The 26,669-nt window shown below is 68.3% G+C and carries 30 protein-coding genes; 7 read left to right on the top strand and 23 right to left on the bottom strand.

From position 1 onward, the window contains the following. Positions 1-16: 16 nt before the first annotated feature. From ACAM57_RS05015 to ACAM57_RS04995, 5 genes are all read right to left on the bottom strand, one after another. Positions 17-1,015 (bottom strand): biotin-dependent carboxyltransferase family protein, encoded by a 999-nt coding sequence (locus tag ACAM57_RS05015; protein ID WP_369660892.1) that lies wholly within the window; start codon positions 1,013-1,015, stop codon positions 17-19. Then, positions 1,012-1,659: a 5-oxoprolinase subunit PxpB gene (pxpB, locus tag ACAM57_RS05010; protein WP_369662397.1), complete on the bottom strand. Its 648-nt coding sequence runs from the start codon at positions 1,657-1,659 to the stop codon at positions 1,012-1,014. The genes ACAM57_RS05015 and pxpB overlap by 4 nt, the downstream gene beginning before the upstream one ends. Positions 1,660-1,805: 146 nt before the next feature. Beyond that, on the bottom strand, positions 1,806-2,309 hold the full coding sequence (coaD, locus tag ACAM57_RS05005) for a pantetheine-phosphate adenylyltransferase (RefSeq protein WP_126025542.1): 504 nt from the start codon (positions 2,307-2,309) through the stop codon (positions 1,806-1,808). A gap of 43 nt (positions 2,310-2,352) precedes the next feature. Continuing rightward, positions 2,353-3,030, bottom strand: coding sequence for an RsmD family RNA methyltransferase (locus tag ACAM57_RS05000; RefSeq protein WP_369660891.1), 678 nt, complete (start codon positions 3,028-3,030; stop codon positions 2,353-2,355). A gap of 35 nt (positions 3,031-3,065) precedes the next feature. Then, entirely contained in the window at positions 3,066-3,704 is a 639-nt protein-coding gene (locus tag ACAM57_RS04995; protein WP_184640691.1) for a LysE/ArgO family amino acid transporter, read from the bottom strand. A gap of 88 nt (positions 3,705-3,792) precedes the next feature. On the opposite strand from ACAM57_RS04995, the gene ACAM57_RS04990 reads away from it, so the two are divergent. Next, a complete protein-coding gene (locus ACAM57_RS04990; protein WP_369660890.1) occupies positions 3,793-4,710 on the top strand; it encodes a LysR family transcriptional regulator ArgP in 918 nt (305 codons plus the stop codon). Here the strand turns inward: ACAM57_RS04990 and ACAM57_RS04985 are convergent, their stop codons facing one another. Together ACAM57_RS04985 and ACAM57_RS04980 are read right to left on the bottom strand one after the other, a co-directional pair. Then, entirely contained in the window at positions 4,711-6,072 is a 1,362-nt protein-coding gene (locus tag ACAM57_RS04985) for a M16 family metallopeptidase (RefSeq protein WP_369662396.1), read from the bottom strand. A gap of 30 nt (positions 6,073-6,102) precedes the next feature. Next, a complete protein-coding gene (locus ACAM57_RS04980) occupies positions 6,103-7,497 on the bottom strand; it encodes a M16 family metallopeptidase (protein WP_369662395.1) in 1,395 nt (464 codons plus the stop codon). 77 nt (positions 7,498-7,574) lie between these two features. Between ACAM57_RS04980 and ftsY the strand changes: the two genes are divergently transcribed. Further along, positions 7,575-8,807 carry a signal recognition particle-docking protein FtsY gene (gene ftsY / locus ACAM57_RS04975; protein WP_369660889.1) on the top strand — a complete coding sequence of 411 codons (1,233 nt, stop codon included), beginning with the start codon at positions 7,575-7,577 and terminating at the stop codon, positions 8,805-8,807. Between the two features lie 223 nt (positions 8,808-9,030). Here ftsY and ACAM57_RS04970 read toward each other — a convergent pair whose 3' ends face one another. Further along, on the bottom strand, positions 9,031-10,839 hold the full coding sequence (locus tag ACAM57_RS04970; RefSeq protein WP_369660888.1) for a hybrid sensor histidine kinase/response regulator: 1,809 nt from the start codon (positions 10,837-10,839) through the stop codon (positions 9,031-9,033). Beyond that, the gene (locus tag ACAM57_RS04965) at positions 10,836-11,567 is read right to left on the bottom strand and encodes a response regulator transcription factor (protein ID WP_126025548.1); all 732 of its coding nucleotides are present in this window, start codon (positions 11,565-11,567) and stop codon (positions 10,836-10,838) included. The genes ACAM57_RS04970 and ACAM57_RS04965 overlap by 4 nt, the downstream gene beginning before the upstream one ends. 185 nt (positions 11,568-11,752) lie before the next feature. Here ACAM57_RS04965 and ACAM57_RS04960 point away from each other — a divergent pair, with 185 nt between their 5' ends. Beyond that, a complete protein-coding gene (locus ACAM57_RS04960) occupies positions 11,753-12,217 on the top strand; it encodes a DUF962 domain-containing protein (protein ID WP_369660887.1) in 465 nt (154 codons plus the stop codon). 98 nt (positions 12,218-12,315) lie between these two features. After that, a complete protein-coding gene (gene rpoH / locus ACAM57_RS04955) occupies positions 12,316-13,257 on the top strand; it encodes an RNA polymerase sigma factor RpoH (RefSeq protein ID WP_126025550.1) in 942 nt (313 codons plus the stop codon). Between the two features lie 48 nt (positions 13,258-13,305). Here rpoH and ACAM57_RS04950 read toward each other — a convergent pair whose 3' ends face one another. Genes ACAM57_RS04950 through ACAM57_RS04925 form a run of 6 tightly spaced genes read right to left on the bottom strand, consistent with a single transcriptional unit; the run spans position 13,306 to position 18,392 of the window. Next, positions 13,306-14,133: a DNA alkylation repair protein gene (locus tag ACAM57_RS04950; protein ID WP_369660886.1), complete on the bottom strand. Its 828-nt coding sequence runs from the start codon at positions 14,131-14,133 to the stop codon at positions 13,306-13,308. A gap of 16 nt (positions 14,134-14,149) precedes the next feature. Further along, positions 14,150-14,767 (bottom strand): SCO family protein, encoded by a 618-nt coding sequence (locus ACAM57_RS04945; RefSeq protein ID WP_126025552.1) that lies wholly within the window; start codon positions 14,765-14,767, stop codon positions 14,150-14,152. Between the two features lie 13 nt (positions 14,768-14,780). Further along, complete coding sequence (cyoE, locus tag ACAM57_RS04940; protein WP_369660885.1) at positions 14,781-15,686, bottom strand: heme o synthase; 906 nt, start codon at positions 15,684-15,686, stop codon at positions 14,781-14,783. Then, a complete protein-coding gene (locus ACAM57_RS04935) occupies positions 15,683-16,903 on the bottom strand; it encodes a heme A synthase (protein WP_369660884.1) in 1,221 nt (406 codons plus the stop codon). Before ACAM57_RS04935 ends, cyoE begins: the two co-directional genes overlap by 4 nt. Positions 16,904-16,921: 18 nt before the next feature. Then, positions 16,922-17,602, bottom strand: a complete 681-nt coding sequence (locus ACAM57_RS04930; RefSeq protein WP_369660883.1) for an SCO family protein — start codon at positions 17,600-17,602, stop codon at positions 16,922-16,924. Then, positions 17,589-18,392, bottom strand: coding sequence for an SURF1 family protein (locus tag ACAM57_RS04925; RefSeq protein ID WP_221297654.1), 804 nt, complete (start codon positions 18,390-18,392; stop codon positions 17,589-17,591). Before ACAM57_RS04925 ends, ACAM57_RS04930 begins: the two co-directional genes overlap by 14 nt. An 87-nt stretch (positions 18,393-18,479) precedes the next feature. Here ACAM57_RS04925 and ACAM57_RS04920 point away from each other — a divergent pair, with 87 nt between their 5' ends. Next, on the top strand, positions 18,480-18,710 hold the full coding sequence (locus ACAM57_RS04920; RefSeq protein WP_093206674.1) for a twin transmembrane helix small protein: 231 nt from the start codon (positions 18,480-18,482) through the stop codon (positions 18,708-18,710). A 77-nt stretch (positions 18,711-18,787) separates the two neighbouring features. Here the strand turns inward: ACAM57_RS04920 and ACAM57_RS04915 are convergent, their stop codons facing one another. From ACAM57_RS04915 to ACAM57_RS04880, 8 genes are all read right to left on the bottom strand, one after another. Further along, complete coding sequence (locus ACAM57_RS04915) at positions 18,788-19,669, bottom strand: cytochrome c oxidase subunit 3 (protein ID WP_126025557.1); 882 nt, start codon at positions 19,667-19,669, stop codon at positions 18,788-18,790. Positions 19,670-19,741: 72 nt separating this feature from the next. Beyond that, positions 19,742-19,960 carry a DUF2970 domain-containing protein gene (locus ACAM57_RS04910; RefSeq protein ID WP_126025558.1) on the bottom strand — a complete coding sequence of 73 codons (219 nt, stop codon included), beginning with the start codon at positions 19,958-19,960 and terminating at the stop codon, positions 19,742-19,744. Next, complete coding sequence (locus ACAM57_RS04905) at positions 19,957-20,583, bottom strand: cytochrome c oxidase assembly protein (protein WP_184640702.1); 627 nt, start codon at positions 20,581-20,583, stop codon at positions 19,957-19,959. Before ACAM57_RS04905 ends, ACAM57_RS04910 begins: the two co-directional genes overlap by 4 nt. Before the next feature lie 40 nt (positions 20,584-20,623). Further along, complete coding sequence (locus tag ACAM57_RS04900) at positions 20,624-20,737, bottom strand: cytochrome oxidase small assembly protein (RefSeq protein WP_019656111.1); 114 nt, start codon at positions 20,735-20,737, stop codon at positions 20,624-20,626. A 25-nt stretch (positions 20,738-20,762) separates the two neighbouring features. Then, a complete protein-coding gene (gene ctaD / locus ACAM57_RS04895) occupies positions 20,763-22,406 on the bottom strand; it encodes a cytochrome c oxidase subunit I (protein WP_126025560.1) in 1,644 nt (547 codons plus the stop codon). Between the two features lie 43 nt (positions 22,407-22,449). After that, positions 22,450-23,628, bottom strand: a complete 1,179-nt coding sequence (coxB, locus tag ACAM57_RS04890) for a cytochrome c oxidase subunit II (RefSeq protein ID WP_126025561.1) — start codon at positions 23,626-23,628, stop codon at positions 22,450-22,452. A 60-nt stretch (positions 23,629-23,688) separates the two neighbouring features. Beyond that, a complete protein-coding gene (locus tag ACAM57_RS04885; RefSeq protein ID WP_126025562.1) occupies positions 23,689-24,165 on the bottom strand; it encodes a DUF2244 domain-containing protein in 477 nt (158 codons plus the stop codon). 249 nt (positions 24,166-24,414) lie between these two features. Continuing rightward, positions 24,415-25,332, bottom strand: coding sequence for a class I SAM-dependent methyltransferase (locus tag ACAM57_RS04880; protein WP_126025563.1), 918 nt, complete (start codon positions 25,330-25,332; stop codon positions 24,415-24,417). A gap of 41 nt (positions 25,333-25,373) precedes the next feature. On the opposite strand from ACAM57_RS04880, the gene ACAM57_RS04875 reads away from it, so the two are divergent. Together ACAM57_RS04875 and trmL are read left to right on the top strand one after the other, a co-directional pair. Further along, a complete protein-coding gene (locus ACAM57_RS04875; protein WP_369662394.1) occupies positions 25,374-26,099 on the top strand; it encodes a phosphoribosyltransferase family protein in 726 nt (241 codons plus the stop codon). 30 nt (positions 26,100-26,129) lie between these two features. After that, entirely contained in the window at positions 26,130-26,591 is a 462-nt protein-coding gene (trmL, locus tag ACAM57_RS04870; protein WP_369660882.1) for a tRNA (uridine(34)/cytosine(34)/5-carboxymethylaminomethyluridine(34)-2'-O)-methyltransferase TrmL, read from the top strand. Positions 26,592-26,669: the final 78 nt, after the last annotated feature.

Here is a 26,669-nt window from a genome sequence, read left to right as displayed (position 1 = left end):
GCGATTTCCGGGCAGTCTATGCCGCGCCCGGCCAGCCCGCAGCCGCAAGGCCTTGAGCCACCTGCGCGAGGTAGCGCTGCTGGTCGGCCCACGCGGCCAGCGCCTGCGGCTGGTCGACCTGCACGAGGCGCAGCCTGCCGTTGAGCGGCGCCTGCGCGAGCTTCCAGAGGTCGGCGCGGATGACCACGCCGATGCGCGGATAGCCGCCGGTGGTCTGCGCGTCGCCCATCAGGATGATCGGCTGGCCCGAGGGCGGCACCTGGATCGTGCCGGGGATCACGCCAGAGGAAAGCATGTCGCCGCTGCGCTTGCGCCTGAGCTCGGCGCCTTCGAGGCGGCTGCCCATGCGGTTGCTCTGCGGCGTGATGCGCCAGCGCTCGCCCCAGAGTTGCTCGCGCGCGGCCAGCGTGAACAGTTCGAACTCGGGGCCTGGCAGCACGCGCAGCGCGATGGTGCCGTCGCCTTCGGACCGGCCCCAGTCGGGGCTTCGAACGCCGAAGGGGCGGCGCTCGCGTTGCGCGGCATCGAGCGTCGAGGCGCCCACCGGCAAGCGGTCGCCCTTGCGCAACGGCCGGCCTTCGAGACCGCCGAAGCCCGCCTTGAGGTCGGTGCTGCGCGAGCCGAGGACCGGCGGCACGTCGATGCCGCCCGCCACCGCGAGCCAGCTGCGCACGCCGGGCTTGTTCGTGCCGCCAGCGTTGGCGCCTGCGAGCCTGAGCGTCTGGCCGGCAGCGACCGGCACGCTCCAGCAGGGCCACAGCGGCACGCCGTCGAGGCTGGCGCCGAAGTCGTCGCCCGCGAGCGCGATGCGCGTGTCGGCCTCGAACTGCAGTTCGCAGCCGCCCATGGTGAGCTCCAGCCCCGCCGCGCGATCGGCATTGCCCACCAGCCGGTTGGCCAGCGTGAGGGCCAGCACGTCGAGCGCGCCGCCCGGACAGATGCCGAGCTGGCGATGGCCATGGCGGCCCAGGTCCTGCACCGAGGCGAGCACGCCGGGCTTGCGCACGACGATCATGTCTGCACGCTCTCGGCCACGAAGCGCACGCGGTCGCCGGGTCGCAGCAGCGTAGGCGGCTCGGCGGCAGGGTCGAACATCTCCAGCGGCGTGCGGCCGATCAGCTGCCAGCCGCCCGGCGAAACCAGCGGATAGATGCCGGTCTGCTCGCCGCCGATGCCGACCGAGCGTGCGGGCACCGCGAGGCGCGGCTCCGCCCGGCGTGGCGTGGCGAGTTCGGGCGGCAGTCCGCCCATGAAACTGAAGCCGGGCAGGAAGCCCAGCAGGTAGACGACGTACTCGGCGGCGGTGTGGCGCCGCACCACCTCGGCCGGCGTGAAGCCGGTGTGGGCCGCGACGTCGGCCAGATCGGGCCCGTGCTCGCCGCCATAGGCCACCGGGATCTCGACCAGTCGGCCGCTGACGGCGCCGGCGGACAGCTTCGGCCAGGCTTCGAGCACCCGCGCGGTGAGCGTGTCGAGGTCGATCGCGGTCGGATCGAAGGTGAGCGTGAGGTTGTTCATGCCCGGCAACGTCTCGCCGACGCCGGGCCACTCCCGCGCATGCTCGGCCAGCGCCCAGATGCGCTGCTGCTGCGCCAGCGTGGCGGGTGCGGGCAGGTCGCACAGCAGTGCTGCGTCGCCCAGCAGATGCAAACGCGGCAGGGGCACGTCGTTCACTTCACGCCGGCCCGTGGTCAAGGCTGGGCTCTTCGCGCGACACCGTGGAACCGGGGTTGCCGGGCCACCGGTGTCGCCCCCGGAGGGGGGTTGGCGAAGCGACACGTAGTGCGCGCAGCCTGGGGGAGAACTTACTCACGTCCGAGGCTGCGGACTTTTGCAGCCAGCTGCTGCTCCACGTTCGGGGAGACGAACTTGTGGACTTCGCCGCCGAGCATCGCGATCTCGCGCACGAAGGTGCTGGAGATGAACTGGTACTTGTCGCTCGGGGTCAGGAAGACGGTCTCGACGTCGGGCATCAGCGAGCGGTTCATGCCCGCGAGCTGGAACTCGTAGTCGAAGTCGGTCACGGCGCGCAGGCCGCGCACCATGGCCTTGCCGCCGCGCGCGACGACGAAGTCGCGCAGCAGGCCCGAGAAGCTTTCGACGGAGACCTGGTCGCTGTAGGGCTTGACGGCCTCGCGGGCCATGTCCATGCGTTCGGAGAGGGTGAACAGCGCCTTCTTGTGATGGCCCGCCGCGACCGCGACGATCACCTTGGAAAAGAGCTGGGTGGCACGGCGCACCACGTCCTCGTGACCGAGGGTGATGGGGTCGAAAGTGCCGGGATAAACCGCGATGACGTTGCTGGCCATGGTTGCTTCTTCCTCATGCTGCCGGTGCGGCTTGTCCGGCGGATTATGCAGTCCCCTGCGCGGCGGGCCTCAGCAGATGTGCATGCACGGCGCCGGCCTTCAGGTAGCGGAACTCGGCGAGGCCCAGGGCCGCGAGTTCTTCGCCGCTCCAGCGGCGCGGGGCCTCGAGGTACACCGAGCCTTCGGCGCGCAGCGAACGTGCGGCGGCACGAAGCGCGGGCTCGTAGAGCGCGGCGTTGTCGAAGGGCGGATCGAGGAAGACGACGTCGAGGCTGCCCGCGGGCGCTCGTTCGAGCGCGGTGACGCCGTTGCCGCGCTCGATGCGAACGGCCTCGGCTTCGAGCTTGGTCTTGACGGCCTGCAGCTGGGCGACGAGCGCGGCGTCCTGCTCGCACAGCAGCACGCTGGCCGCGCCGCGCGAAGCGGCCTCGAGGCCGAGCGCGCCGGTGCCCGCGAAGGCATCCACGCACCGCCAGCCGGGAAGCTCCCCGCCACCGGCGCCGGCCAGGCTGGCGAGCCAGTTGAAGAGGGTCTCGCGCACGCGGTCGGGTGTGGGGCGCAGGCCGGGCTTGTCGGCCACGGCGAGGCGGGTGCGCTTCCATTCGCCGCCGATGATGCGCACCTCGCTGGGCTTCGAGGGGCGCTTGACCGCCGGCTTGGACCTGTTGCCGGCAGGTGCGGATCGGGAGGGTGAGGCGGCTTTCTTCTGGTGCTGGGGCATGCGACGAGCTTAACGCCGCCGAATCCGCCGGACTCTCAAGCCCCTGCCAACGCGCGGCGCAGAAGCATTGCCGCGAGCACGAGCATGGTGCCGCCGATCAGCGCGTCGAGCATCTGCCAGGCGCGGGGCTTGGCGAAAACAGGCGCGAGCAGCCGCGCTCCGAAGCCCAGCGAGGTGAACCAAAGCGCGCTCGCCGTGGCGGCGCCCGCCACGAACCAGACCTTCAGCAGTCCCGCCTGCTGCGCACCCGCGCTGCCCACGAGCAGCACCGTGTCGAGGTAGACGTGCGGATTCAGCAGCGTGAAGCCGGCCGCCTGCGCCACCACCGCCGCGCGCGACAGCGACGAGGCGCCCTGCGCCGTGGCCTGCAGTGCCGCCGGCTGCCGCGAGCGCCACAGCGCCCTGAGCCCGTAGGCGCACAGGAAGGCGGCGCCCAGCCCCGCGAGCGCGGTGGCCAGCATCGGCCGCCCCTTCAGCGCCTGCGCCATGCCGGCCACGCCGGCGCCGATCAGCACCGCATCGCTGGCGGCGCAGAACAGCACCACCGCGCCGACGTGCTCGCGCCGCAGGCCCTGGCGCAGCACATAGGCGTTCTGAGCACCGATGGCGACGATGAGGACCAGGCTCATGAAGAGCCCGTTGGCGAAGGCGGTGGTGACTTGTACGGCTTGCATCCGTCGGAGGATGCCGGCCGCCGCGCATTAACTCAAACTAAACTTTCTTAAGCAGATTCAGTTTTTCTTCATTACTCGAGGACCGCCCATGCTCGACTATGCCGCCCTGAACGCCCTTGCTGCCGTGGTGCGCGAAGGCAGCTTCGAACGCGCCGCGCGCGCGTTGCACGTCACGCCTTCGGCGGTGTCGCAGCGCATCCGTCAGCTGGAGGAGAAAACCGGCGGGGCGCTGCTGGTGCGCGGCCAGCCCTGCGTGGCGACCGAAGCCGGCCAGCAACTGTGCCGGCACGTCGAGCGCGTGGGCATGCTGGAGCACGAGCTGCGCGACGCCCTGCCCGCCCTGGGCATGGGCAGCGGCGAAGCGGGGGACGAGCGCGTCACGATCCGCGTGGCGGTCAATGCCGACACGCTCGCGACCTGGTTCATCGCAGCCGCGTCGGCCTTCACCGCGCAGGAACCGGGCGCACTGCTCGACCTGACGGTGGACGACCAGGACCACACGGCCGAGCGCCTGCGCAGCGGCGCGGTGCTCGCGGCGGTCACCGCGCTGGCCCAGCCGGTGGCGGGCTGCAACAGCGAGGCCCTGGGCACGACGCACTACGTGGCGGCGGCCAGCCCCGGTTTCGTGCGGGAGCATTTCGCAAAAGGCGTGGGCGCCCGCACGCTGGCGAGCGCGCCCAGCCTGGTGTTCGACCGCAAGGACAGGCTGCAGGCGCGCTGGGTGCGGCGCATCTGCCACCGCAATGTCGAGACGCCGAGGCACTGGATTCCGTCGCCCAGCGCTTTCGTCGAAGCTGCGTGCTCGGGGATGGGCTGGGGCATGCACCCGGTCAGCATGGTGGCCGGGGCACTCAAGGAGGGAAGGCTGGTCGAGCTGGTGCCCGATTCGATGCTGCCGGTGCCGCTCTACTGGCAGCACGCGCGCGCGGCGCCGAAACTGCTCGAACGGCTGGGCGTCGCGGTGCGCGCGGCCGCCACCAGCGGGCCGCACGCATTGGCCCAGTAGCTATTGCTGCGCCTTGGCAGTACTGGCGTCCTTGCCGCCCACCACCACCGTCACCATGCGTTCGGGCTGCAGCTTGCGCTGGAACGCGGCCTTCACGTCGGCGGCGGTGACCGCGTTCATGCGCGCGGTCCAGGTGTCGAGGTAGTCCAGCGGCAGGTCGTGCCAGGCGATGTTGGCGACGTTGCCGATCAGCTTGCGGTTGCTGTCCAGCAGCAGCGGGAAGCCGCCGATCAGGTTGTCCTTGGCCGCCTTCAGCTCGGCGGCGGTCGGGCCCTCAGCCACGAACTTCGCGAGCACTTCGCGCGACACCTTGACGGCCTCTTCGGCCTGGTCGGGACGGGTCTGGAAGCCGATGCGGAACGCGCCTGCCTCGAGCCCAGGCGCGAAGCCGCTGTAGATGCTGTAGGTGAGGCCGCGCTTCTCGCGCACCTCGTTCATCAGGCGAGAGACGAAACCGCCGCCGCCCAGCACATAGTTGCCCAGCGTGAGCGCGAAGTGGTCCGGGTCCTTGCGCGGATAGCCGGGCTGGCCGATGAGCACATGGGCCTGCGCCGAGTCGAAGGCGATGCGCTCGTTCTTCGGCGCGGTCAGCGCAGCAACCGGGGCGACGGCCGGCAGCGGCGTGCAGGCCTCGGGGCCGGGCAGGCGCGACAGCAGCGTGGTAGCGATGGTCTCGGCCTCCGCGCGCGTGACGGCACCGACGATGCTGAGCTTGGCGCGGCACGGCACGATGAGCTGCTGGTAGCGCTGGCGCATGGCGGCGGTGTCGATGCGCGCGAGCGTCTCTTCCGTCACTTCCTGGCCGTAGGGGTGCGTGCCGTACACGTCTGCAGCGAAGGCGCGGCCAGTAACGGTGGCGGGCTTGGTGTTGGCCTCCTTGATGGCGGCGTTGATGCGCTCGCGCTCGCGCTGCCACACGTCGTCGGGGAAGGAGGGTTCGCCGATCTCGCGCGCGGCCAGCGCCACCGCCTTGTTCAGCAGCGCCGGATCGGACAGCGAGCGCAGCGAATAGCTGGTGCGATCGGTGCCGGCGCTCACGTCGAAGCTTGCGCCCAGATCGGCCCAGGCTTCGCCCAGCGCGTTCTGGTCGAGCGCGGGCTCGCCGCTCTTGCCTGCACGCACGCCCTTCTCGACCATGGTCGCGGTCACGCTGGCCAGGCCGGCCTGCGCGGCGGGGTCACGGCGGCTGCCGGCGTCGAAATCGATCTGCGCGTCGACGATCGGCAGCGCGTTGGTCGACACGAGATAGATCTTCGCGCCGTTGGCCAGCGTCCAGTGCTGGATGGGCAGCGCGGCCTGCGCGGCGGTGATGCCCGCCACGGCGACGGCACCCGCGATCAGGGCGCGCCGCGCGGTCTTCATGAAAGTCTTCTGCATGGGAATCGTCACCTTTCAGCGCATCTCGCCCGCGGGCGCGGCGAAGCCACGGCCACGCGGCTTGGCCTCGGGTGGCAGGGGGCGCAGCGTGGCGACGGTGAGCTGGTCGTCGCCGAAGTACTTTGCGGCCACGGCCTGCACCTGGGCGGCCGTGACGGATTGCAGCCGCGCGACGATGCGCTCGCTGGCATCCAGCGGCAGGCCCTGGATCCAGTTGCTGCCGAGCTCGCGTGCCTGCGCCATCACGGAGTCGCGCTTGTAGGTCTCGCTCGCCACCCACTGGGTCTTGACGCGGGCCAGTTCGGCCTCGCCCACGCCCTCCTTGGCGATGCGCGCGACCTGGGCACGCAAAGCGGCCTCGACCACCTCCGCGCTTTTGCCGGCGGCCGGAACGCCGTCGAGCACGAAAAGCTGCGGGCCGCGGCCGACGAAGCCCGAGTACGCGCCCGCGGAATCGGCAACACGATCGGGTCCCTGGGTCAGCGCGCGGTCGAGCCGGGCGCCGGAATAGCCGTCGAGCACGGCCGAGAGCACCACCAGCGCCCAGGCGTCGCTGTTCACGTCGTCGATATTGGCGAGCTGCGGCACGCGGTACGCGAGCGACACGTAGGCCTGTTCAGCCGGGGCCTTCAGCTCGATGCGGCGGATGCCGCGCTGCGGCGGCTCGATGCGCGGCTTGCGCGCGGGCACGGCGCGCGAGGGGATGCGGCCGTAGTACTTCTCGGCCATGGCGCGCACCTGCGCCACGTCGACGTCGCCGGCCACCACGAGCACGGCGTTGGCGGGCACGTACCACTGCTTGAAGAAGGCGCGCGCATCCTCGGGCGTCATGGCGTCGAGGTCGCTCATCCAGCCGACCACGGGGCGATGGTAGGGAGAGGCGGTGAAGACGGCCGCGTTCTGCTGCTCGCCAAGCAGGGCGCGCGGCTGGTCTTCGGTGCGCAGGCGGCGCTCTTCCTTGACCACCTCGATCTCGCGCTTGAACTCGTCGTCGGGCCACTGGTTGTTGGCGAAGCGGTCCGATTCGAGCTTCATCACCTGCTCCAGGCTGCCGACAGGGATCTGCTGGTAGTAGCCGGTGTAGTCGCGGGTGGTGAAGGCGTTCTCCTGGCCGCCGAGGGCGGCCACGCGGCGGGAGAACTCGCCGGGCTTGATGTCCTTGGTGCCCTTGAACATCATGTGTTCGAGCGCATGGGCCACGCCGGATGTGCCGTCGACCTCGTCGATGGAGCCGACGCGGACCCACACCATCTGCACCGCCGTCGGCGAGCGCCGGTCGGGCTGCACGATCAGCGTCATGCCGTTGGCGAGCGTGAATTGCTGGGGACCGGGAGCCGCGGCGGCGGCTGCGGCGGAAGGCGAAGCGGATTGAGCCTGGGCAGGCACGGCCCATGGCGCCAGGAGCGCCATCGCCAGCACCGCACCAGACGCAGCGCGGCGTGGCGGGAGGTGTTTCATAGAATGGCTCGGATTGTAAAAAGCTCCCGATGTTCAGTTTCTTCAAGAAAAAACCGCCTGCCGAGGCCCCCGACGCGCCGGCGCCCACCCCGCCGGCCCCGGCGGCGCCTGCCCCGGAGCCCGCGCCCGCACGCTCGGTGTTTTCGCCTTCGAGCTGGTTCGGCTCGAAGCCGGCGGCGGAAGAAACGCCGGCGCCCGCACCGGTCGCCGCGCCAGCGTCCGTACCGGTTCCCTCCCCCGCTCCCGCACCGGCCACTGCCCCGGTCGTGCCACCCTCCCCGGCCGCCGCTCCTTCCGCCACGCCTGCGCCCGCGCCGACTCCGGTGACCGCCGCGCCGGTTGCCGAACCCGTGATCGCCACCGAGCGCAAGGGCTGGTTCGACAAGCTCAAGACCGGCCTGCGCAAGACCGGCACCGGCATCCAGGCCGTGTTCGTCAATGCGAAGATCGACGAAGAGCTCTACGAGGAGCTCGAATCCGCCCTGCTGATGGCCGACACCGGCGTCAAGGCGACCGAATACCTGCTCGACGACCTGCGCGGCCGCGTGAAGCGCCAGATGGCCACCGATGCTTCGCAGGTCAAGGCACTGCTGGCCGAGACAGTGGCCGACCTGCTGAAGCCGCTCGAGAAGCCGCTGGTGATCGGCCAGTTCACGCCCACCGTGATCATGGTGGCCGGCGTCAACGGCGCGGGCAAGACCACCTCCATCGGCAAGCTCACCAAGCACCTGGCTGACGAAGGCGCCTCGGTGCTGCTGGCCGCCGCCGACACCTTCCGGGCGGCGGCGCGCGAGCAGCTGCTGGTCTGGGCCGACCGCAATACCGTCGAGATCGTGAGCCAGGAAGGCGGCGACCCGTCGGCCGTGAGCTTCGATGCGGTGAACGCCGGCCGGGCCCGCGGCAAGGACGTGGTGCTGGTCGACACGGCCGGGCGCCTGCCGACGCAGCTGCACCTGATGGACGAGCTCAAGAAGATCAAGCGCGTCGTCACCAAGGCCGACGACACCGCGCCGCACGAGGTACTGCTGGTGATCGACGGCAACACCGGCCAGAACGCGCTGGCGCAGGTCAAGGCTTTCGACGAGACGCTGGGCCTCACGGGCCTGGTCGTGACCAAGCTCGACGGCACGGCCAAGGGCGGCGTGCTGTGCGCCATCGCGCGGGAAAGGCCGATCCCGGTCTACTTCATCGGCGTGGGCGAGAAGCTGGAAGACCTGGAAACCTTCAACGCCCGCGAGTTCGCGCAGGCGCTGCTCGGATAAAAAAACGGCCCCGGCTTGCGCCGGGGCCGCTCACTTTTCTCTCTCCCCTACCTACTACTCCATCGCGAGCGACGCGATGCAGTGAAGATAGGTCACGGCGCCGACACCCGCCAGTGTCGAAAGTCATGGGCGCAGCCGAACACAACGTCTACGCGCCGCATCAGGCATTAAAACTAATACAAATGAATTCAAATGCAGGCTGACCCGTTGCAGCCGGCTGGCGCTATCTGGCAACGGCAACCTCGGCCATCGCCTGCAGCAGCAGGTCGGCCACCACCGGCTTGAAAAGCACCGGTACCTGCGACTCGCGCACGCGCTGCAGCCGGTCGGGCGAGGTTTCGCCGGTGATGAGCAGCAGCGGCGTCGCCGCGCCATCGGCCTGGCTCAGCCGCAAGCCCGCATCGAGCCCGTCCGCGCCATCGGCCAGACGGTAGTCGCACAGCAGCAGATCGAAGGGCCTGCCCTCGCGCGTCGCCTGGCGCAAGGCTGCCGCGGCGCCGGCTTCGTCCGACACGGCGTGAGCGTCGATGGCGTGGGAGCGCAGCAGGCCGGTCATGGCCTCGCGGATTTCCAGTTCGTCGTCGAGCAGCAGCACGCGGCCGGGCAACGCCAGCGTCGACACCTTGCGCTCCCCGGCGGAGGCTACCTCGTTCATGGAAGCGGGCGCCAGCCCGGCCTGCGCCCGCTCGGGCGCACTCGCGACGGGCACCACCACGCGGAAATGCGTGCCGCGCCCCGGCCGCGAATGCATCTGCACCGGGTGGCCCAGCAGCCGCGACAGCCGCTGCACGATCGACAGCCCGATGCCCAGCCCCCGCGAGCGGTCGCGGCCCGGATTGTTGATCTGATAGAACTCTTCGAAGATCCGCCCCGACTGCTCGGGCGGGATGCCGATGCCGGTGTCGCGCACCTCGATCCATACCGCCTCGCCGCGCTCGCGCGCGGTGACGGTCACGCCGCCGCGCGTCGTGTACTTGAGCGCGTTGTCCATCAGGTTCGACAGCATGCGGTGCAGCAGCTGCGGGTCGCTGTGCACCCACAGGCCGCTGGCGCGCACGCGCAGCTGAAGCTCCTTCTGTTCGGCGCGCGCCGCGAAGGTGTGGTTCAGCGGCAGGAACAGCGCGTCGAGCTGCACCGGCTGCGGCGCGGGCGTGATCACGCCGGCGTCCAGTCGCGACACATCGAGCATGGTGTCGAGCGAGGCGCCCAGCGCGTTCACGGCGCGCATCAGGCGCTCGGCGTTGCGGCCTTCGGGGCGGTCGCGCAGTTCGTTCTCCAGCGCGGCGCCGAACAGCGCGATGGCGTGCAGCGGCTGGCGCAGGTCGTGGCTGGCGGTGCCGAGGAAGCGCGTTTTCTCTTCGCTCGCGCGCTCGGTGGCGGCGATCTGCTCGCCGAGCCGGGCGGCCAGCGCCTCGTTCTCGAATCGCAGCATCAGCGATTCGGTCAGCAGCTTATGCTGGCCGATGCCCGCATACAGCGTGAGCAGCAGGTAGGCCGCGCCGGCCGCCGCCAGGAACAGGTGCAGCCCGTCTCCCTGCCAGGCCAGCGCGGTGATCATGCCCAGCGACATCGGCATGGTGTAGCCGAAGAGCGCCGGCTTCAGCGGCCACAGCGACTGCGCCGCCCGCGCGCAGCTGCCGACGATCACCGCCATCAGCAGCGAGGTCATCGGCAGGTTGTTGTGCGGCACGATGAGCCAGGGCACCACCGCCGTGACCATGCTCACCAGCGTGACCACGCGCGAGATCTTGCGTGCCCAGTAGGCGCTCTCGCGCACCGGACGCGACGGGGTCCAGCGCGGCGTGAAGAAGACGTAGATGTCGGCCATCAGCAGGCCGGCAAGCCAAAACAGCAGGCTCGGGTCCTTCAGCTGCGAATAGATGATGCTGCCGAACACGACCACGAAGGCCATGTGCGTGAGCGTCGAGATGCCGTAAGTGCTGTAGACAGAGGCGACGTGCTCGCGCAGCACCCGCTGGCCGAGCGCGTGGTCGGCGGTCGGGGCGTTCGGCGCGGCGGGCTGCACGCTCAATGCAGGGTGCTGATCAGCTGGGCACGCGAGCGCATGCCGAAGAGCAGCAGGATCGTCGAGACATGGTTCTTCACCGTGCCTTCGCTCAGGTTCGCGAGCTGGGCGATTTCCTTGTTGGCCTTGCCTTCGAGCACCCACTGCAGCACCTGCATCTGCCGGGGCGTGAGTTCCTGCCAGGCGCTGGCGTGGGCGAACTCGGCATATCCGCTGAGCGCCTTGCCGGGCATGGCCGGGGCCGCCGGTTGCTGCTGCTGTTGCGTGGCGTCGGGGCCGCCGTCGAGCAGGCCGCAGGCGCGGATGAAGCTCACGACCTCCTTGAGATCGGCCGACTTCGGCAGGAAGGCGGCGGCGCCCAGCGCGAGCACGCCTTGCGCCAGGGTGCTGTTGCCGGTGCCCGAGAGCACGACGATCCGCGCCTCGGGAAAGCGCATCCGGAACTCGGCCAGGCCGCTCAGGCCGTGGGTGTCGGGCAGAGCCAGGTCGAGCAGCACAAGGCCGATGGAAGCCCGGTGGGCTTCGTAGAGCCTGAGCGCATCGGCGACGTTGCTGGCCTCGAAGACCTCGATGCGCGCGTCGGAGGGACCGGCCTGGGCCTGCACCAGGGCGCAGACACCCAGGCGCAGCAGATCGTGATCGTCCACGACGAGGATCGCCCGGGGCGTGCGGGTGGCCGTACCGGTCTCCGCGGCCGGCGACTGGGATGCGGGTGGAGAGTCGAAGGGAGGCACATGCCGATCTTAGCGATGTAACCTTCTTGTGACAGTGTAGAAAGTCACGGCAACAACCGTGGCTGTAGTACCTTATGCTACTTATTTGATAGCATTTTCACATGGCGGCCGCCCTTGCCATCGGGCTTCTCTGTGGGCACCATCGAAAGTCTCGCCGCATCGCACGGCGCCCACGGAGACTTGCCATGACGCACACCGCTGCCGCCCCCCTCGAGTCGAGTGATCGCAAGGTCGACCGGCTGCTCGCCCACTACGAGGAGAGCCACCGCAATCCGACAAACGAGCTGATCCACTTCGCGGCCATCCCGGCCATCATGCTGAGCATCGTGGGACTGCTGTTCGCGATCCATCCCTGGGTGGCCTACGCCTTCGTGGCGGCCAGCCTCGTCTACTACATCCTGCTGCGGTCCCCCGCTTTCCTGGTGGCCATGCTCGTGCTGACCGCCCTGGCCCTGGTGCTGGTGCATGCGATGGGGGGACTTGTATTGCCGGTTTCCGCCGCTATCTTTGTAGTGGCCTGGGTCTTCCAGTTCGTGGGCCACAAGATCGAAGGCAAGAAGCCCTCGTTCTTCGAAGACATCCAATATCTCTGGGTCGGTCCCCTTTTCGTCTTGTCCAAGCTCTTCCTAAGATTGGGCATCCGCTGGTAGCCATTGACTATTCCGGCGATAGAAATTCAAGGGAACCCTTGGATTAGCACTCCCTCTAATCGAGTGCTAATATGGCCAACACAAAGGAGTTCCCCCTGATGACAACGCTGTCTGGAGTCTCTGCCAACCAGCTGGCCGTCGCCAACCCGTGGTCGATGGTTCCCCCGCTGGGCAACCTGGACGCCTATATTTCGGCCGCCAACCGCCTGCCCATGCTCACGCTCGAAGAAGAGCAAGGCTACGCACGCAAGCTGCGCGACCACAACGATCTCGAAGCCGCCGGCGCGCTCGTGCTGTCGCACCTGCGCCTCGTGGTCTCCATTTCCCGCCAGTACCTGGGCTACGGGCTGCCGCACGGCGACCTGATCCAGGAAGGCAACGTCGGTCTCATGAAGGCCGTGAAGCGCTTCGACCCCGACCAGGGCGTGCGGCTCGTGAGCTACGCCATGCACTGGATCAAGGCCGAAATTCACGAGTACATCCTGAAGAACTGGCGCATGGTCAAGGTCGCGACGACCAAGGCCCAGCGCAAGCTGTTCTTCAACCTGCGTTCGATGAAGCAGGGCTTCAAGGCCGACTCTGCCGCTGCCGACAACGGCACGCATCGCGAAACGCTGAGCTCCGACGAGGTTTCGCAGATGGCTACCCGCCTGAACGTGAAGCCCGAGGAAGTGCTCGAGATGGAAACCCGCCTCTCCGGCGGCGACGTGATGCTCGATCCGGGCCCGACGGACGACGGCGACGAAGCCTTCGGCCCGATCGCCTACCTGGCCGACGCCTCGCAGGAACCGACCGCCCTGCTCGAATCGCAGCAGCGCGACCGCCTCTCGAGCGACGGCATCGCGACTGCGCTCGAAGCGCTGGACGACCGCAGCCGCCGCATCGTCGAAGAGCGCTGGCTCAAGGTCAACGACGACGGTTCGGGCGGCATGACGCTGCACGATCTGGCGGCCGTGTACGGCGTGAGCGCCGAGCGTATCCGCCAGATCGAAGTGGCGGCAATGAAGAAGATGAAGAAGGCCCTCGCGGACTACGCGTAAGTCCTTCCTCCTTCCACAAAGACAAAGCCCGGCAGTGCCGGGCTTTTTTCATTGTCTGGACAGCGTTCGCAGCGCCCGCTTCGCGATGTAGCGGGTCTCGGCTGCATCCAACTCCGCCAGCCAACGCGCGCAGAGCTTGTCGACCCACTCGGGCTGGCTCTTGCTCGCGTCGTTGAGCCAGTTCGCCACCGAGTTCTGCACATAGCGGCTGGTGTCGGCGCGCAGCGGTTCGATCAGCGGCAGCGCGCGCCAGGGCTCGGCCTTGAGCACCTCGATCTGCGCGCACCACACGCCGCGCGGCCGCGTGAGTTCGCTGGCGAAGCGGCGGATGTTGGGGTCGGCGTCGAGCACCCAGGGCTGCAGCAGCACGAGCGCCTCGTCGAGCGATGCATTCACAGCGTCGCGCACCGCCATCCACGCGATCTCGCGCACGCCGAAATGCGGGTCGGCGGCGAAGCGGCGCACCGACTCCAGTTGCGCCGCCAGCGGCAGGCCCGAGAGCGTGACCCACTGCGCAGCCCAGCAACGGGCCACGTCGCTGGCGTGCGTGGCCAGCCGGTGCGCGACGGCATCGCGCTCGTCGTGCAGCGCGGCCAGGTCGTAGAGCGCACGCGCGATGTGCCCGTGCCGCTGCATCGGCTTGAAGGCGCCCAGCATCGCGATCGTGTCGGCCAGCCGCTCGCTCTGCGCGTCCAGCCCGATGTGCCCCGCCACGCTGCGCGCCAGCCGGGGCAGTTCCAGCGCAAGGAATTCGTTGAGATTGACGGTTTCGATCAACCCGTCGTTGAGGGCATCGAGCACCTCGGGCGGAATCAGCGCGATGCGGAACGCGCCCTTGCGCCCCTTCAGGTGCCCGAGGGGATCGATGGCGGACATCGGGTGGCGGCCCCTTTCAGGAAGCCAGCAGGGTTTTCAGGTCGGACACCATCGGCGCCACGCCCGCGCCGTAGCGCGCATAGAGCCGCAGCCGGCCCTGCGTGTCATAGACGTAGCTGGCGGCCGAGTGGTCCATCGAGTAGCTGGTCGGCGTCTTGCCGTCGACCTTCTTGTAGTAGACCTTGTAGTCCTTCGCGACCGCAGCCAGCTGGTCGGCCGTGGGAATCAGCGCGACGAAGCTCGGGTCGAACGCGCCCATGTAGGCCTTGAGCACCTCCGCGGTGTCGCGGGCCGGGTCGACCGTGATGAACAGCACCTGCAGCTTGTCGCCGTCCTTGCCGAGCTGCTGCTTGACCTGTGCCATCTCGGTCATGGTGGTCGGGCAGACGTCCGGGCACTGCGCGTAGCCGAAGAACAGCACGACCACCTTGCCCTTGAAGTCGGCGAGCGTGCGGACCTTGCCGTCGGCGTCCTTCAGCGAGAAGTCCTTGGCGTAGTCGGCGCCGGTGATGTCGACGGCATTGAAGCTCTGCCTGGTCTCGCTGCACGCCGAGAGACCCAGGCCGAGCGCGGCGCTGACGCCCACCCAGCCGGCGCCGGCAGCCATCAGTCGAAGAGCGTTGCGCTTGTTCATTGAAACTTGATGCTCACTGGATGTAGTGATCCACCAGCAGCGCCAGGAACAGCACGCTCAGGTGGATCAGCGAGAAGCGGAAGGTCTTGCGCGCCAGCGCGTCGGAGTAGTTGCGCCACAGCGCGAAGGCATAGCCGGTGAAGCCGATGCTCACTGCGACCGCCACCGCCAGGTACAGCCAGCCGCTCATGCCGTGGATGAACGGCATCAGGCAGGCCGCGAAAAGGATGAAGGTGTAGAGCAGCACCTGCAGCCGCGTGAACTCGTTGCCGTGCGTCACGGGCAGCATCGGAAGGCCGGCCTTGCGGTAGTCCTCCACGCGGTAGAGCGCCAACGCCCAGAAGTGCGGCGGCGTCCACAGGAAGATGATGAGAAAGAGAATCCAAGCGCCCGGATCGAGGCTGCCCGTCATCGCGGCCCAGCCCAGCACAGGCGGCATAGCACCCGAGGCGCCGCCGATCACGATGTTCTGCGGCGTGAGCGGCTTGAGGATCACGGTGTAGATCACCGCATAGCCCACGAAGGTGGCGAAGGTCAGCCACATGGTGAGCGGGTTGACCATGAACCACAGCAGCGCCGAACCCGCCGCGCACAGCAGCGCCGAGAACACCAGCGCCTGCCGGTCGCTGAGCTCGCCGCGCGCCGTCGGGCGCCAGGCCGTGCGCTTCATCTTCGCGTCGATGCCCTTCTCGACCAGGCAGTTGAAGGCCGCGGCCGCGCCGGCCACCAGCCAGATGCCGATGCAGGCGACCACCGCGCGCTTCACCTCGGCCCACGAAGGCAGCCCCGGAACGGCCAGCACCATGCCGATCAGCGCGCAGAACACGATCAGCTGCACCACGCGCGGCTTGGTCAGCGCGTAGTACTGGCGCAGCACGTTGGCGCTGGCGGTTTGCTGAACGGAAATCGGGGTGCTCACGCGGCGGCCTTCCTTTGACTGTTGTTGTTGCGACCGGCCGTATTTTCACTGGCATGGGCGATCTGCGCCGCCGGAGCGCGCCGGCTCTCGCACAGCGCCCAGGTGAGCACCACGGCGAGCGCCGCGGCGCCGCCGGTATGGAGCACCGCAGCGGCCAGCGGCCAGCCGAGCAGCACGTTGCCCAGGCCGGTGGCCAGTTGCAGCAGCGCGAGGCCCGCGAGCCACCGCGCCTGCGGGCGCAGCGCGCCGATGCGGCGCATGCGCCAGGCCAGCACGCCGAGCGCGACGAAGACCGCATAGGCCATCAGCCGGTGCGCGTAGTGGATGGCGGTAAGGGCGGAAAAATCGAGCGGCTGGCCGTCACCGGTCACGCCCAGGTGGCGCCAGATCTCGAAGCCCTGCGCGAAATTCATGGTCGGCCACCAGCTGTCCTGGCAGGTCGGGAACTGCGTGCAGGCCAGCACCGCGTAGTTGGTGCTGACCCAGCCGCCCAGCGCGATCTGCAGCACGAGCAGCACGGTGGTCGCGATGAGGCCGTTGCGCAGCGCGGGCGACACGGGAGTGGGCAGCCGGTCGGCGGCCGCCTGCCGGTAGTGCACGGCCTGGATGCACAGCAGCGCCAGCAGCACCACGGCGCCGAGCAGGTGCAGCGTGACGATCGCGGGAAACAGCTTCCACGTCACCGTGAGCGCGCCGAAGGCTCCCTGCAGGCACACCCAGACCAGCGTGAAGGCCGGCCACCAGGCGCTCAGCGTGGCGTGGTGCTCTCCGCCCTTCTCAGGCGGGATGCGGCTCTGGCGCCGGCGCACGATCCAGGTGGCCGCCGCGAGCGTGAGGATCAGGACCCCCACTCCAGTGGCCAGGTAGCGGTGGACCATCTCGACCCACGCCTTGCTGTGCGTGACCGGGCCGGTCGGCTGCGCCGACTGCGCCATCGCGATCTCGTGGCGTGCGCCGTGCGGACTGGCGTTGCCGTAGCAACCCGGCCAGTCGGGGCAGCCCAGGCCCGAATCGGTGAGCCGCGTGAAGGCGCCGAACAGCGTCAGGTCGAAGGTGAGGAAGAGCGTGAGCACCGTCAGCGCATGCAGCCGCCGCGCTGGTCCACTGCCTGCATTGCGGCGCCACACCCACACCAGCGGCCCGAGCGCGATCAGCACGCCGACCGCCATGAGCCAGGCGATGGGCGTCAGGTCGTAGAGCGAGCTCGTGGTGTCCATGCGGCGTCCGTCGTGCCGTCAGCGGCCGGGTTCGTCCCACGACGCCGAGGCGCGCAGCAGGCGGTCGAGGTCGCGCTTGGCGCGGCTCGCGCCGGCGACGTCCATGCGGGCCGGAAAACGCATCATCCAGTTGCCCATGGGGTCGACCACGTACAGGTGTTCGGCCAGCGAGTGGCCTTGCGCGGGCGCTAGCCATTTCGAGAGCTGGTCGGCCGGCACGCGCAGCACGGTCGCGCCGTGCAGGCCGTTGTTCAGGCGCTCGGGCACGGGAGCGGCGTCGCTCACCAGCCAGACGCGGTCCATGCGATCTTTCTCGCGGCCCAGGCTCTCGCGCAGCTGCCGCGCCAGATAGAGCTGCTGCTCGCACAGCGTGTCGCATGCGGCATCGGCCACCGTCACCAGCAGCCACTGGCCCTTGAGCGTAGCGAGATCGACCGGCGCACCGCTGCGGTCGGTGGCGACGAGCTTCGGCAGCTCGCGCTGCGGGTCGATCAGCTCGCCGTAGACGCTGCGCCCCTCGGGCCGGATCACGTAGTACGTGAAGTACGAGGCGATGACGGGCGATGCGCACATCAGCATCACCGCGATCATCTTCCAGCGTCCCATGGCCGTGCGCCGGCCCTCCGCGCCGTCGAGCGCCTGGTTGGGCGACGGCATCGAATGCACCGTCAGGCCCAGCGGCTCGTCAGAAGCGGCCATCGCGTGCGCGGCGCCTTGAGCGGCGGATGGGCGTGATGAATTGGAACCAGACATAGAGGATGACGACGAGGGCCGACAGGCCGAACCACTGGAATGCGTAACCGTAGTGCCTCTCGAGGCCCAGTGCCGGCGCCGGCCAGTCGCGCTGCAAGCCCTCGGAAGCCGGGCCGCCCTGCTGCAGCGACACGTCGGTGCGCAGGGGCAGCCTGGTTTCGGCACGGAAGGCCTCAAGGTCGAGATTCTGCCGGATGGGCGAATACCCTTCGGCGACCGGTGCCGCAGCGGCCGTGGAAGCCGGGGCCGAGGCCGCCGCGGCAGGCGCGGAGGCTGCGGGCACGGGCGCCGGCGCGGCGGAGCCCAGTTCCAGCAGGTGGCTCGGCGGCGGCTCGATCAGGCCGGTGACTTCGACGATGCCGGCCGGCGTCTCGACCGCGCCCAGCTTCGTTCGGTCGACGAAATTGCGCTGGATCCAGCCGCGCTGCACCATCACCGTCTGCTCGGTGCCCTCGAGGGCGAAGGGCGTCAGCACGTAGAAGCCGGGCGTGCCGTGCATCTGGCGGTTGTCGAGATACACGGTCTGCGGCGTGAGCCAGAGGCCGCGCAGGCGCACTGCGCGGTGCATCGCGTCGGAGGCCTTGCCGAGGGCAAGGAACTCTGCCTGCGTCAGCGGCGGCTTCAGCTTCTCGGCATCGATGCTGGCCTGAAGCGCTTCCTTCTGGGCGGCGCGCGAGAGCTGCCAGCGGCCCAGCGAAATGGTGGCCGACACGGTCAGGGCGGCGGCAATGGTCATCACCCAGAAGCGGCCCCGGCGCAGGCGAGGTTCGTCGGGATATAGGGATACGGGAGTCACTGGAGGGGGCGGGGCGTGCGGCCGATAATGCGGGTCATGAAATACTTCGTCGCCCTGGTGTTCGTGGGCATCTTCGCGAGCCTCGCGTTTGCCCTGTACTTCATGCTGAAGGACGGGCGCAACGGGCGCGCCAAGAGCGGCGGCATGGCGCGCGCGCTCACCGTTCGGATCGGCCTCTCGGTGTTTTTGTTCCTCTGCATGCTGCTCGCCTGGAAGTTCGGATACATCCAGCCAACCGGGCTCCCGCTCGGCAAGTAGATGATGCTCGTGCCAGGAGAACCAAGAAAAAGGCGCCTTCCGGCGCCTTTTTTTTGGAATGCCGCGAGGTTCTTCGCTCAAAGCCAATAGACCAGCAGATAGAGGCCGAGCCAGACCACGTCCACGAAGTGCCAGTACCAGGCCGCGCCCTCGAAGCCGAAGTGGCGCTCGGGCGTGAAGTGGCCCTTGCGCAGGCGCAGCGTGATGAACAGCAGCATCAGCATGCCGATGAACACGTGCAGGCCGTGGAAGCCGGTCAGCATGAAGAAGGTCGAGCCGTAGGTGCCGGAGCTGAGCTTGAGGTTCAGTTCGGTGTACAGGTGGTGGTACTCGTAACCCTGCACGCCCAGGAAGATCACGCCCAGCAGCACGGTGAGCCACATGAATCGGATCGTCTGCGCGCGATGGCCGGCGCGCAGCGCGTGGTGGGCGATGGTGAGCGTCACGCCCGAGCTCAGCAGCAGCGCGGTATTGATCGTGGGCAGCCAGAACGGGCCGACGGTCTGGAAGGGCTCGACGATGCCTGCCGGCGAGGCGGTGGCGCCGGCGGCGACGCTGGGCCACACGGCCTTGAAGTCGGGCCACAGCAGCGCGTTGTCAAGGCTGCCGAGCGATGGCAGCGCGTGAGTGCGTGCCCACCACAGCGCGGTGAAGAACGCGCCGAAGAACATCACTTCCGAGAAGATGAACCAGCTCATGCTCCAGCGGAACGAGAGGTCGATCTTGTGGCCGTACTGGCCGCTCTCGCTCTCGCCGATGGCGGCGCGGAACCAGACGAAGAGCGTGCCGAGCCAGATCACCATGCCGGCCAGCAGGGACCATGCGCCCCACTGGTGGCCGTTGATCCATTGCGCGGCGCCAAGGATCACGAAGAACAAACCGATCGCGGCCGAGACCGGATAGGCCGAGGGGCCCGGCACGAAATAGTAGGGCGTGGTGCCGTGGGTGGTTGAACTCATATCAGCTCCTGGCTCTCTTTCTTCTCTTCTCGGTTCAATGGATTCTGCTTGCCGTGGAAGGCTTCTTTTCCGTCAGGCCCCGGCCGACGCGACCACATGGCGCACCACCAGCACGAGGGCGACCACGAAGACCACCACCGCCACGAACGCCACCGCGATGATGTGCAGCGGGTTGAGCTTGCGCAGGTCTTCCTGGTAGGCGCTGTTCTTGCGCACGCCGAAGAACGACCAGCCCACCGCCTTCACCGTGTCCCACAGCGAAGCCTTCGGCCGGTTCGAGGGATCGGTCACGAGCGGGGCTCATTCGTGGTGCCGGAAACTGCGGCCACCGGGGCCGCGGGCGTCTTGCCGCCCACCTCGAAGAAGGTGTACGACAGCGTGATGGTCTTCACGTCCTTGGAGATCTTCGGGTCGATCACGAACGCGACCGGCCACTGCTTCTTCTCGCCCGGATCGAGCGTGTACTGGTTGAAGCAGAAGCACTCGAGCTTGTTGAAGTACGGCGCGGCCTGCTGCGGCGCGTAGCTCGGGATGGCCTGCGCGGCCATGCGGCGGTTCTGCACGTTCTGGAACTCATACATCACCGTGTTGAGTTCGCCCGGGTGCACCTGGATGGTCCGCTCCGCGGGCTTGAAGTCCCACAGGCCGCCGCGCACGTTGGAATCGAACTCGACCGTGATGGTGCGGCTCTTGTCGACCTGCGTGTTGTCGGGCACGCGCACGTTCTTGCCGCCGCTCGCGCCGCCCGGCACCTCGAGTTCGGAGAGTGCGAGGATGTTGATGCCGGTCATCTCGCAGATCGCGCGATACATCGGCACCAGCGCATAGCCGAAGGCGAACATGCCGCAGGCCACGACGGCCAGCTTGCCGACCATGCGGACGTTGGCGCGGCGGATGCGAGGACCGAGGCTCATGCGCGTGTGCTCCCGTTCGTTGCCTGCTCGAATGCCCGGTTCAGCGGCCGCTGAACCAGACCATGCGGACGATGAAGCCGATGAAGAACACCACGGCGATGGAGGCCAGCGTGAGCCCCATGCGGCGGTTGTTCCTTTTCTGCTCGGGCGTCATCGTGCTGCGTAGGCTGACAGTGCGTTCAACCGATCACCTTGGTGGCGGTCGCGTCGAGCTTGGGCGGGTTCTCGAAGGTGTGGAACGGTGCCGGCGACGGCACTTCCCACTCGAGGCCCTCGGCAGCTTCCCACGGCTTCTGGGCAGCCTTCTCGCCCTTGCCGCGCATCGTGGGCAGCACGATGAACAGGAAGAAATACAACTGGGCAAAACCGAAGAAGAAGGCACCGACAGACGCGACGGCGTTGAAGTCGGCGAACTGCATCGGGTAGTCGGCGTAGCGTCGCGGCATGCCGGCCAGGCCCAGGAAGTGCATCGGGAAGAAGGTCACGTTGAACGAGATCAGCGACCACCAGAAGTGCACCTTGCCGCGCGTCTCGTTGTACATCACGCCGGTCCACTTCGGAGCCCAGTAGTAGAAGCCCGAGAACATGGCGAACAGCGAGCCGGCCACCAGCACGTAGTGGAAGTGGGCCACCACGTAGTAGGTGTCCTGCAGCTGCGTGTCGATGGGCGCGACGGCCAGGATCAGGCCGGTGAAGCCGCCCATGGTGAACACGAAGATGAAGCCCACCGCGAACAGCATGGGCGTCTCGAAGGTCATCGAGCCCTGCCACATCGTCGCGATCCAGTTGAAGATCTTCACGGCCGTGGGCACCGCGATCAGCATGGTCGCGTACATGAAGAACAGCTGGCCGGTCAGCGGCATGCCGGTCGTGAACATGTGGTGAGCCCACACGATGAACGACAGGATGGCGATCGACGAGGTGGCGTAAACCATCGAGGCGTAGCCGAAGAGCTTCTTGCGGGCGAAAGCCGGCACCACCTGGCTGATGATGCCGAAGGCCGGCAGGATCATGATGTAGACCTCGGGGTGGCCGAAGAACCAGAAGATGTGCTGGTACATCACCGGGTCGCCGCCGCCGGCGGGGTTGAAGAAGCTGGTGCCGAAGTGGCGGTCGGTCAGCGTCATCGTGATGGCGCCCGCGAGCACGGGCATCACGGCGATCAGCAGGTAGGCGGTGATGAGCCAGGTCCAGCAGAACATCGGCATCTTCATCAGCGTCATGCCGGGGGCGCGCATGTTGAGGATGGTCACGATGATGTTGATCGAGCCCATGATCGACGAGGCGCCCATGATGTGCATCGCGAAGATGCCGGCGTCCATCGAGGGGCCCATCTGCAGCGTGAGCGGCGCGTACAGCGTCCAGCCCGCGGCGGGCGCGCCGCCGGGCATAAAGAAGGAGCCCACCAGCATCAGCGCCGCCGGGATCAGCAGCCAGAAGCTGAAATTGTTCATGCGCGCGAACGCCATGTCGGAGGCGCCCACCTGCAGCGGGATCATCCAGTTCGCGAAGCCCACGAAGGCCGGCATGATCGCGCCGAACACCATGATCAGGCCGTGCATGGTGGTGAACTGGTTGAAGAGCTCCGGGTTCACCAGCTGCAGCCCGGGCTGGAACAGCTCGGCGCGGATCAGCAGCGCGAGCACGCCGCCCACCATCAGCATCGTGAAGCTGAACAGCAGGTACAGCGTGCCGATGTCCTTGTGGTTGGTGGCGAACACCCAGCGGCGCCAGCCGGTGGGCGCGTGGTGGTCGTGATGATCGTCGTGTGCGTGGTCGCCGTGGCCTGCTGCGTGACCGTGGGGGTCGAGAACTGCGCTCATTTCGTTGTTCCTTGCAATTTCTTCGTCGCGGGGCGCTCGCGCATCACTTGGCGCGCAGGGCCAGCACTTCGGCCGGCTGCACCAGCTGGCCCGTCTTGTTCGACCAGCTGTTCTTGGTGTACGTGGCCACGGCCGCGAGGTCGGTATCGCTCAGTTGCTTCCAGGAGGGCATTGCACCGTTGTTCTGGCCGTTCAGCAGCACCGTCAGCTGGACCTTGTGGTCGGCGTCGGTCACCTTGGCCGAGCCGTCCAGCGGCTTGATCGGGCCGGCGCCCTTGCCGTTGGCCTGGTGGCAGGCCGCGCAGTTGGCGGCATAGACCTTCTCGCCGCGCGCAAGCATGTCGGGCAGGGTCCAGACCTTGGTCGGGTCGTCGAGCTTGGCGGCAGCTTCCTTGCGCTTGGCGGCCACCCAGGTCGTGTAGTCGGCGGCCGAGACCACCTTCACGTGGATCGGCATGTAGGCATGTTCCTTGCCGCACAGTTCCTGGCACTGGCCGTAGTAGTCGCCCACGGTCTCGGCGCGGAACCAGGTGTCGCGCACGAAGCCGGGGATGGCGTCCTGCTTGAGGCCCAGTTGCGGCACGGCGAAGGCGTGGATCACGTCGTTCGCGGTGGTGATGATGCGGACCTTCTTGTTGACCGGCACGACCAGCGGGTTGTCGACCTTGAGCAGGTAGTCGTCGGGCATCTGGCCCCTGGCGCCCGCGTCGGACATGGCGCGCTGCGAGCTGTCGAGCGTGGAGATGAAGGCCAGGCCCTCGCCTTCGCCGTTCAGGTAGTCGTAGCCCCACTTCCACTGATAGCCAGTGGTCTTGATCGTGAGGTCGGCGTTGGTGGTGTCCTTCTGGGCCACCAGCACCTTGGTGGCGGGCAGCGCCATGATGATGACGATGAGGAAGGGCACGATGGTCCAGATGACCTCGACCACCACCGATTCATGGAAGTTGGCGGCCTTGTGACCCACCGACTTGCGGTGCTTCCAGATGGAATAGAACATCACCGCGAACACGCCGACGAAGATGACCGTGCACAGGATCATCATGATCGTGTGGAGCAGATGCTGCTCCTGCGCGATCTTGGTCACGCCGACCGGAAGATTCAACTGGCGCACCGAAGGGCCGCCGGGCAGATCGTTGACTGCGTGCGCCGCGCTGCTGAAAGCCGCGCCGGCCGCCAGCAACAGATTCGCCGGCCTGTACTTATTGCGCCAAATGCTCTTCATCGTGTTCACGTTTCTTCAATTTTTCGACAAACCCAACCGTGCAGCACTGCGCGAGCCCCCTCAGGCGCCACGCAACGCCATTCGAATCTCGCGGGCCAAGGCCGCACGCAACTCCGGGCGTACATAGCGCCCCACCCTGACCGATCGACCCTGCCCCGAGACCTCGATCAGCGAGCGATCGCCGGTCTGGGGTTCGATCCGCACCTGGTGCGGAAGAAATTCCGTGCGCTCGTAGTGCCCGCCGTTTTCGAGCTCCACGACGAGCCGTCCTTCCTGCAATGCGATCTTCTCGCCGTCTGTCGCATGCCGTGCGTAGACCATGAACGCAAACCCGACAGCGGCCAGTTCGAGCCAGGCAAAAGGCAGCACCATGGGCGCACCGTGCAGCCAGAACAGGGTGCCGATGCCGAGAGATACCACGCACAGCGAAGCGTAGAGCCAGCCCAGCTGGCTCGGCGTCACCGAGCAGTTGCGCTTCAGGAACCAGTGGATGCTCTGGCCTGAAACGGTGGCAAATCGAAACACGGAATTCGACACGGGCGAGTTCAGCAAATCGGTGCGTCGACGGTCGCCAAACCCTCTCGTACGAACAGGATCCGACACCCCTCGATCGCGGGACAATACCCGCGAGTTTCACGCAACGGCGGATTGTAGCGGGTAGATACCTGCGCCCGAGTGCCCTGTGGGACGCCTACGGGTCACTACTAGTAGGCAAGAAACGCCCTGTACGACTAGCGTTTCCGGCACGCGTTTTCCACACGCGCCCGCCGCGCCCGCCGGGATCGCTCAGGCGCCCGGACGCCCGCGCTGGAGCATCGATCGCATCTCGCGCAACGACACCGCGCTCTCGGCCGCGAGCGACACGCGCGGCACCGGCTTGAACGCGTGGCCGTAGACGACCTCGAAGGTCAGCGCGATGCGCCCGTCGCCGCCCTCGGCCGGCGCGAGTTCGGGCAGCGCCTTCTTCAACGACTGGAGCCAGCCCTTGCCCCGCAGCGCCGGAAAGCGCGCCGGATGCAGGTTGCGGCCCAGCGTGCGCAGCTCGGCCAGCGCCGCCTCGGGCGTGGCCCAGGTCAGCACGATGCGCTCCATGTCCATCACCGGCTCGGCGAAGCCGGCATGCACCAGCATGTCGCCCCAGTCGTGCATGTCGGTGTACTCGTGGCCCGCGGCCGGCCAGCCGAGGCGGGCATGCAGCGCGCGCAGCTCGCGCACGGTGTCGGGGCCGAGGCAGGAGAACATGAGGAAGCCGTCGGTCGCCACCAGCCTGTGCCAGTGCGAGATCAGCGCCTCGGGGTCGGCCGCCATGTGCAGCGACATGTTGGCCCAGAGCAGGTCGACACCGTCTTCGGGCGGCGCCTCGAAGCGCGCCTTGCCGGCCTGCCAGCGCCGCGCGCTCCACCACGGCGCGGCGAGCGCCTGGCCGGTGGCCGCGGCGAGCGCGGGCTCGGGCTCGATCACGTAGGAGGCCGCGTCCTTGTAGCGGCGTGCGACAAGTTCATGGGCCTCGAGGCCGCTGCGCAGCGGCGCCCAGTCGGCCCAGTGGCGGGGCTGGGCCTTGATCCATTGCAGCCGGTCTTCCATTCGGCGGCCGATTTCCTCGTGCAGCCAGGGAGAGGCGCCATCGGCGGGCGCGAGCCGGCGCCAGCGGGCGGCCGCCGTGGCATCGATGGTCGGCGGGCGTCTTGTGGGGTCGGTGGCCATGGGGCCGTGAGTATATTGAGGCGATGTCCAGCCTCCGGGCCATGTGGCCTTTCGCTCCTCTGTCCCCTTTCGCGTCCTTCGGCTCGCTGCTGGCGCGGCTGCCCAGCCAGTGCGCGGTCTGCCGCGCCTGGCCCTCGCGCCCCGTGTGCGACGCCTGCGTGGCCCGCTTCGCACCGCCAGCCGCGCGCTGCGGGGGCTGCGCCCTGCCCGTGCCCGATGGCGTTAGCCGCTGCGGCGAGTGCGTGAAGAACCCGCCGCCGCTGGATGCCTGCCTCGCCGCCTGCACCTACGCCTGGCCCTGGCCGGACGCCATCGCCGCCTTCAAGTTCCGTGGCGAGGCCGGCTGGGCCGGTCCCTTCGCTACGCTCCTGCGCAGCGCGCCCTGGGTGGAGCCCGCGCTGGAAGCCGGCGACATCGTGCTGCCGATGCCGCTTGCGCGCGGCCGATTGCGCGAACGCGGCTTCAACCAGGCGCACGAACTGGCACGCCGACTGGCGCCAACGAAGACCGACGCCACCTTGCTCCTTCGCACGCGCGAAACGCCGGCGCAGAGCGGCCTGTCGCGCGCCGATCGGCTGCGCAACCTGCGCGGGGCCTTCGTGGTGGAGCCGCTGCGCGCCCACAAGCTGCGCGGCCGGCGCGTCGTGCTGGTGGACGACGTGATGACCAGCGGCGCATCGATCTTCACCGCCGCAGAGGTGCTGCGGCAGGCCGGCGCGGCCCACGTCACCGCCATCGTGCTCGCCCGGACCGATCCGCCGCGCTGAGCCTCGTGCCGCCCCGCCGACAATCGCCGCATGTTCAATATCGTCCTGGTCCACCCCGAAATCCCGCCGAACACCGGCAACGTGATCCGGCTCGCAGCCAACACCGGCTGCAAGCTGCACCTCGTGGAGCCGCTGGGTTTCTCGATGGACGACCGCCTGCTGCGCCGTGCCGGTCTCGACTATCACGAGTACGCCGAAGTCAGGCGCCACGCCGACTGGCAGGCCCTGCTCTCGGCCGAGCAGCCGGCCACCGATCGCATGTTCGCGCTCACCACGCGCGGCTCGCGTCCGGTGCACGACATACGCTTCCAGTCCGGCGACTGGCTGGTGTTCGGCTCGGAAACCAGCGGCCTGCCGTCCGCGCTGCGTGACGGCTTCCCCGAGGCCCAGCGCCTGCGGCTGCCGATGCGCGAGGGCCAGCGCAGCCTGAATCTCTCGAACGCGGTGGCGGTGACGGTGTTCGAAGCCTGGCGGCAAAACGGCTTCGGCTGAACCATCGGCCGCCCCTACGGGCAACAGGGGCGGACACATCCGACCGGCGAGGTGCGCCGTAAGGAAGACATGCCGGCC

The organism is Variovorax sp. V15, assembly GCF_041154425.1.
Taxonomy (GTDB): domain Bacteria; phylum Pseudomonadota; class Gammaproteobacteria; order Burkholderiales; family Burkholderiaceae_C; genus Variovorax; species Variovorax guangxiensis.
The sequence above is the reverse complement of the archived record's forward strand: the minus strand, read 5'-3'. Positions and strand labels throughout refer to the sequence as shown.

Coding starts and splice junctions, on each gene's coding strand:
- ACAM57_RS05015 (WP_369660892.1), bottom strand. CDS start 1,015: ATGATCGTCGTGCGCAAGCCCGGCGTGCTCGCCTCGGTGCAGGACCTG.
- coaD (WP_126025542.1), bottom strand. CDS start 2,309: ATGGCCAGCAACGTCATCGCGGTTTATCCCGGCACTTTCGACCCCATC.
- ACAM57_RS05000 (WP_369660891.1), bottom strand. CDS start 3,030: ATGCCCCAGCACCAGAAGAAAGCCGCCTCACCCTCCCGATCCGCACCT.
- ACAM57_RS04995 (WP_184640691.1), bottom strand. CDS start 3,704: ATGCAAGCCGTACAAGTCACCACCGCCTTCGCCAACGGGCTCTTCATG.
- ACAM57_RS04990 (WP_369660890.1), top strand. CDS start 3,793: ATGCTCGACTATGCCGCCCTGAACGCCCTTGCTGCCGTGGTGCGCGAA.
- ACAM57_RS04985 (WP_369662396.1), bottom strand. CDS start 6,072: ATGAAGACCGCGCGGCGCGCCCTGATCGCGGGTGCCGTCGCCGTGGCG.
- ACAM57_RS04980 (WP_369662395.1), bottom strand. CDS start 7,497: ATGGCGCTCCTGGCGCCATGGGCCGTGCCTGCCCAGGCTCAATCCGCT.
- ftsY (WP_369660889.1), top strand. CDS start 7,575: ATGTTCAGTTTCTTCAAGAAAAAACCGCCTGCCGAGGCCCCCGACGCG.
- ACAM57_RS04960 (WP_369660887.1), top strand. CDS start 11,753: ATGACGCACACCGCTGCCGCCCCCCTCGAGTCGAGTGATCGCAAGGTC.
- rpoH (WP_126025550.1), top strand. CDS start 12,316: ATGACAACGCTGTCTGGAGTCTCTGCCAACCAGCTGGCCGTCGCCAAC.
- ACAM57_RS04950 (WP_369660886.1), bottom strand. CDS start 14,133: ATGTCCGCCATCGATCCCCTCGGGCACCTGAAGGGGCGCAAGGGCGCG.
- ACAM57_RS04945 (WP_126025552.1), bottom strand. CDS start 14,767: ATGAACAAGCGCAACGCTCTTCGACTGATGGCTGCCGGCGCCGGCTGG.
- ACAM57_RS04935 (WP_369660884.1), bottom strand. CDS start 16,903: ATGGACACCACGAGCTCGCTCTACGACCTGACGCCCATCGCCTGGCTC.
- ACAM57_RS04930 (WP_369660883.1), bottom strand. CDS start 17,602: ATGGCCGCTTCTGACGAGCCGCTGGGCCTGACGGTGCATTCGATGCCG.
- ACAM57_RS04925 (WP_221297654.1), bottom strand. CDS start 18,392: ATGACCATTGCCGCCGCCCTGACCGTGTCGGCCACCATTTCGCTGGGC.
- ACAM57_RS04920 (WP_093206674.1), top strand. CDS start 18,480: ATGCGGGTCATGAAATACTTCGTCGCCCTGGTGTTCGTGGGCATCTTC.
- ACAM57_RS04915 (WP_126025557.1), bottom strand. CDS start 19,669: ATGAGTTCAACCACCCACGGCACCACGCCCTACTATTTCGTGCCGGGC.
- ACAM57_RS04905 (WP_184640702.1), bottom strand. CDS start 20,583: ATGAGCCTCGGTCCTCGCATCCGCCGCGCCAACGTCCGCATGGTCGGC.
- ACAM57_RS04900 (WP_019656111.1), bottom strand. CDS start 20,737: ATGACGCCCGAGCAGAAAAGGAACAACCGCCGCATGGGGCTCACGCTG.
- ctaD (WP_126025560.1), bottom strand. CDS start 22,406: ATGAGCGCAGTTCTCGACCCCCACGGTCACGCAGCAGGCCACGGCGAC.
- coxB (WP_126025561.1), bottom strand. CDS start 23,628: ATGAAGAGCATTTGGCGCAATAAGTACAGGCCGGCGAATCTGTTGCTG.
- ACAM57_RS04880 (WP_126025563.1), bottom strand. CDS start 25,332: ATGGCCACCGACCCCACAAGACGCCCGCCGACCATCGATGCCACGGCG.
- ACAM57_RS04875 (WP_369662394.1), top strand. CDS start 25,374: ATGTGGCCTTTCGCTCCTCTGTCCCCTTTCGCGTCCTTCGGCTCGCTG.
- trmL (WP_369660882.1), top strand. CDS start 26,130: ATGTTCAATATCGTCCTGGTCCACCCCGAAATCCCGCCGAACACCGGC.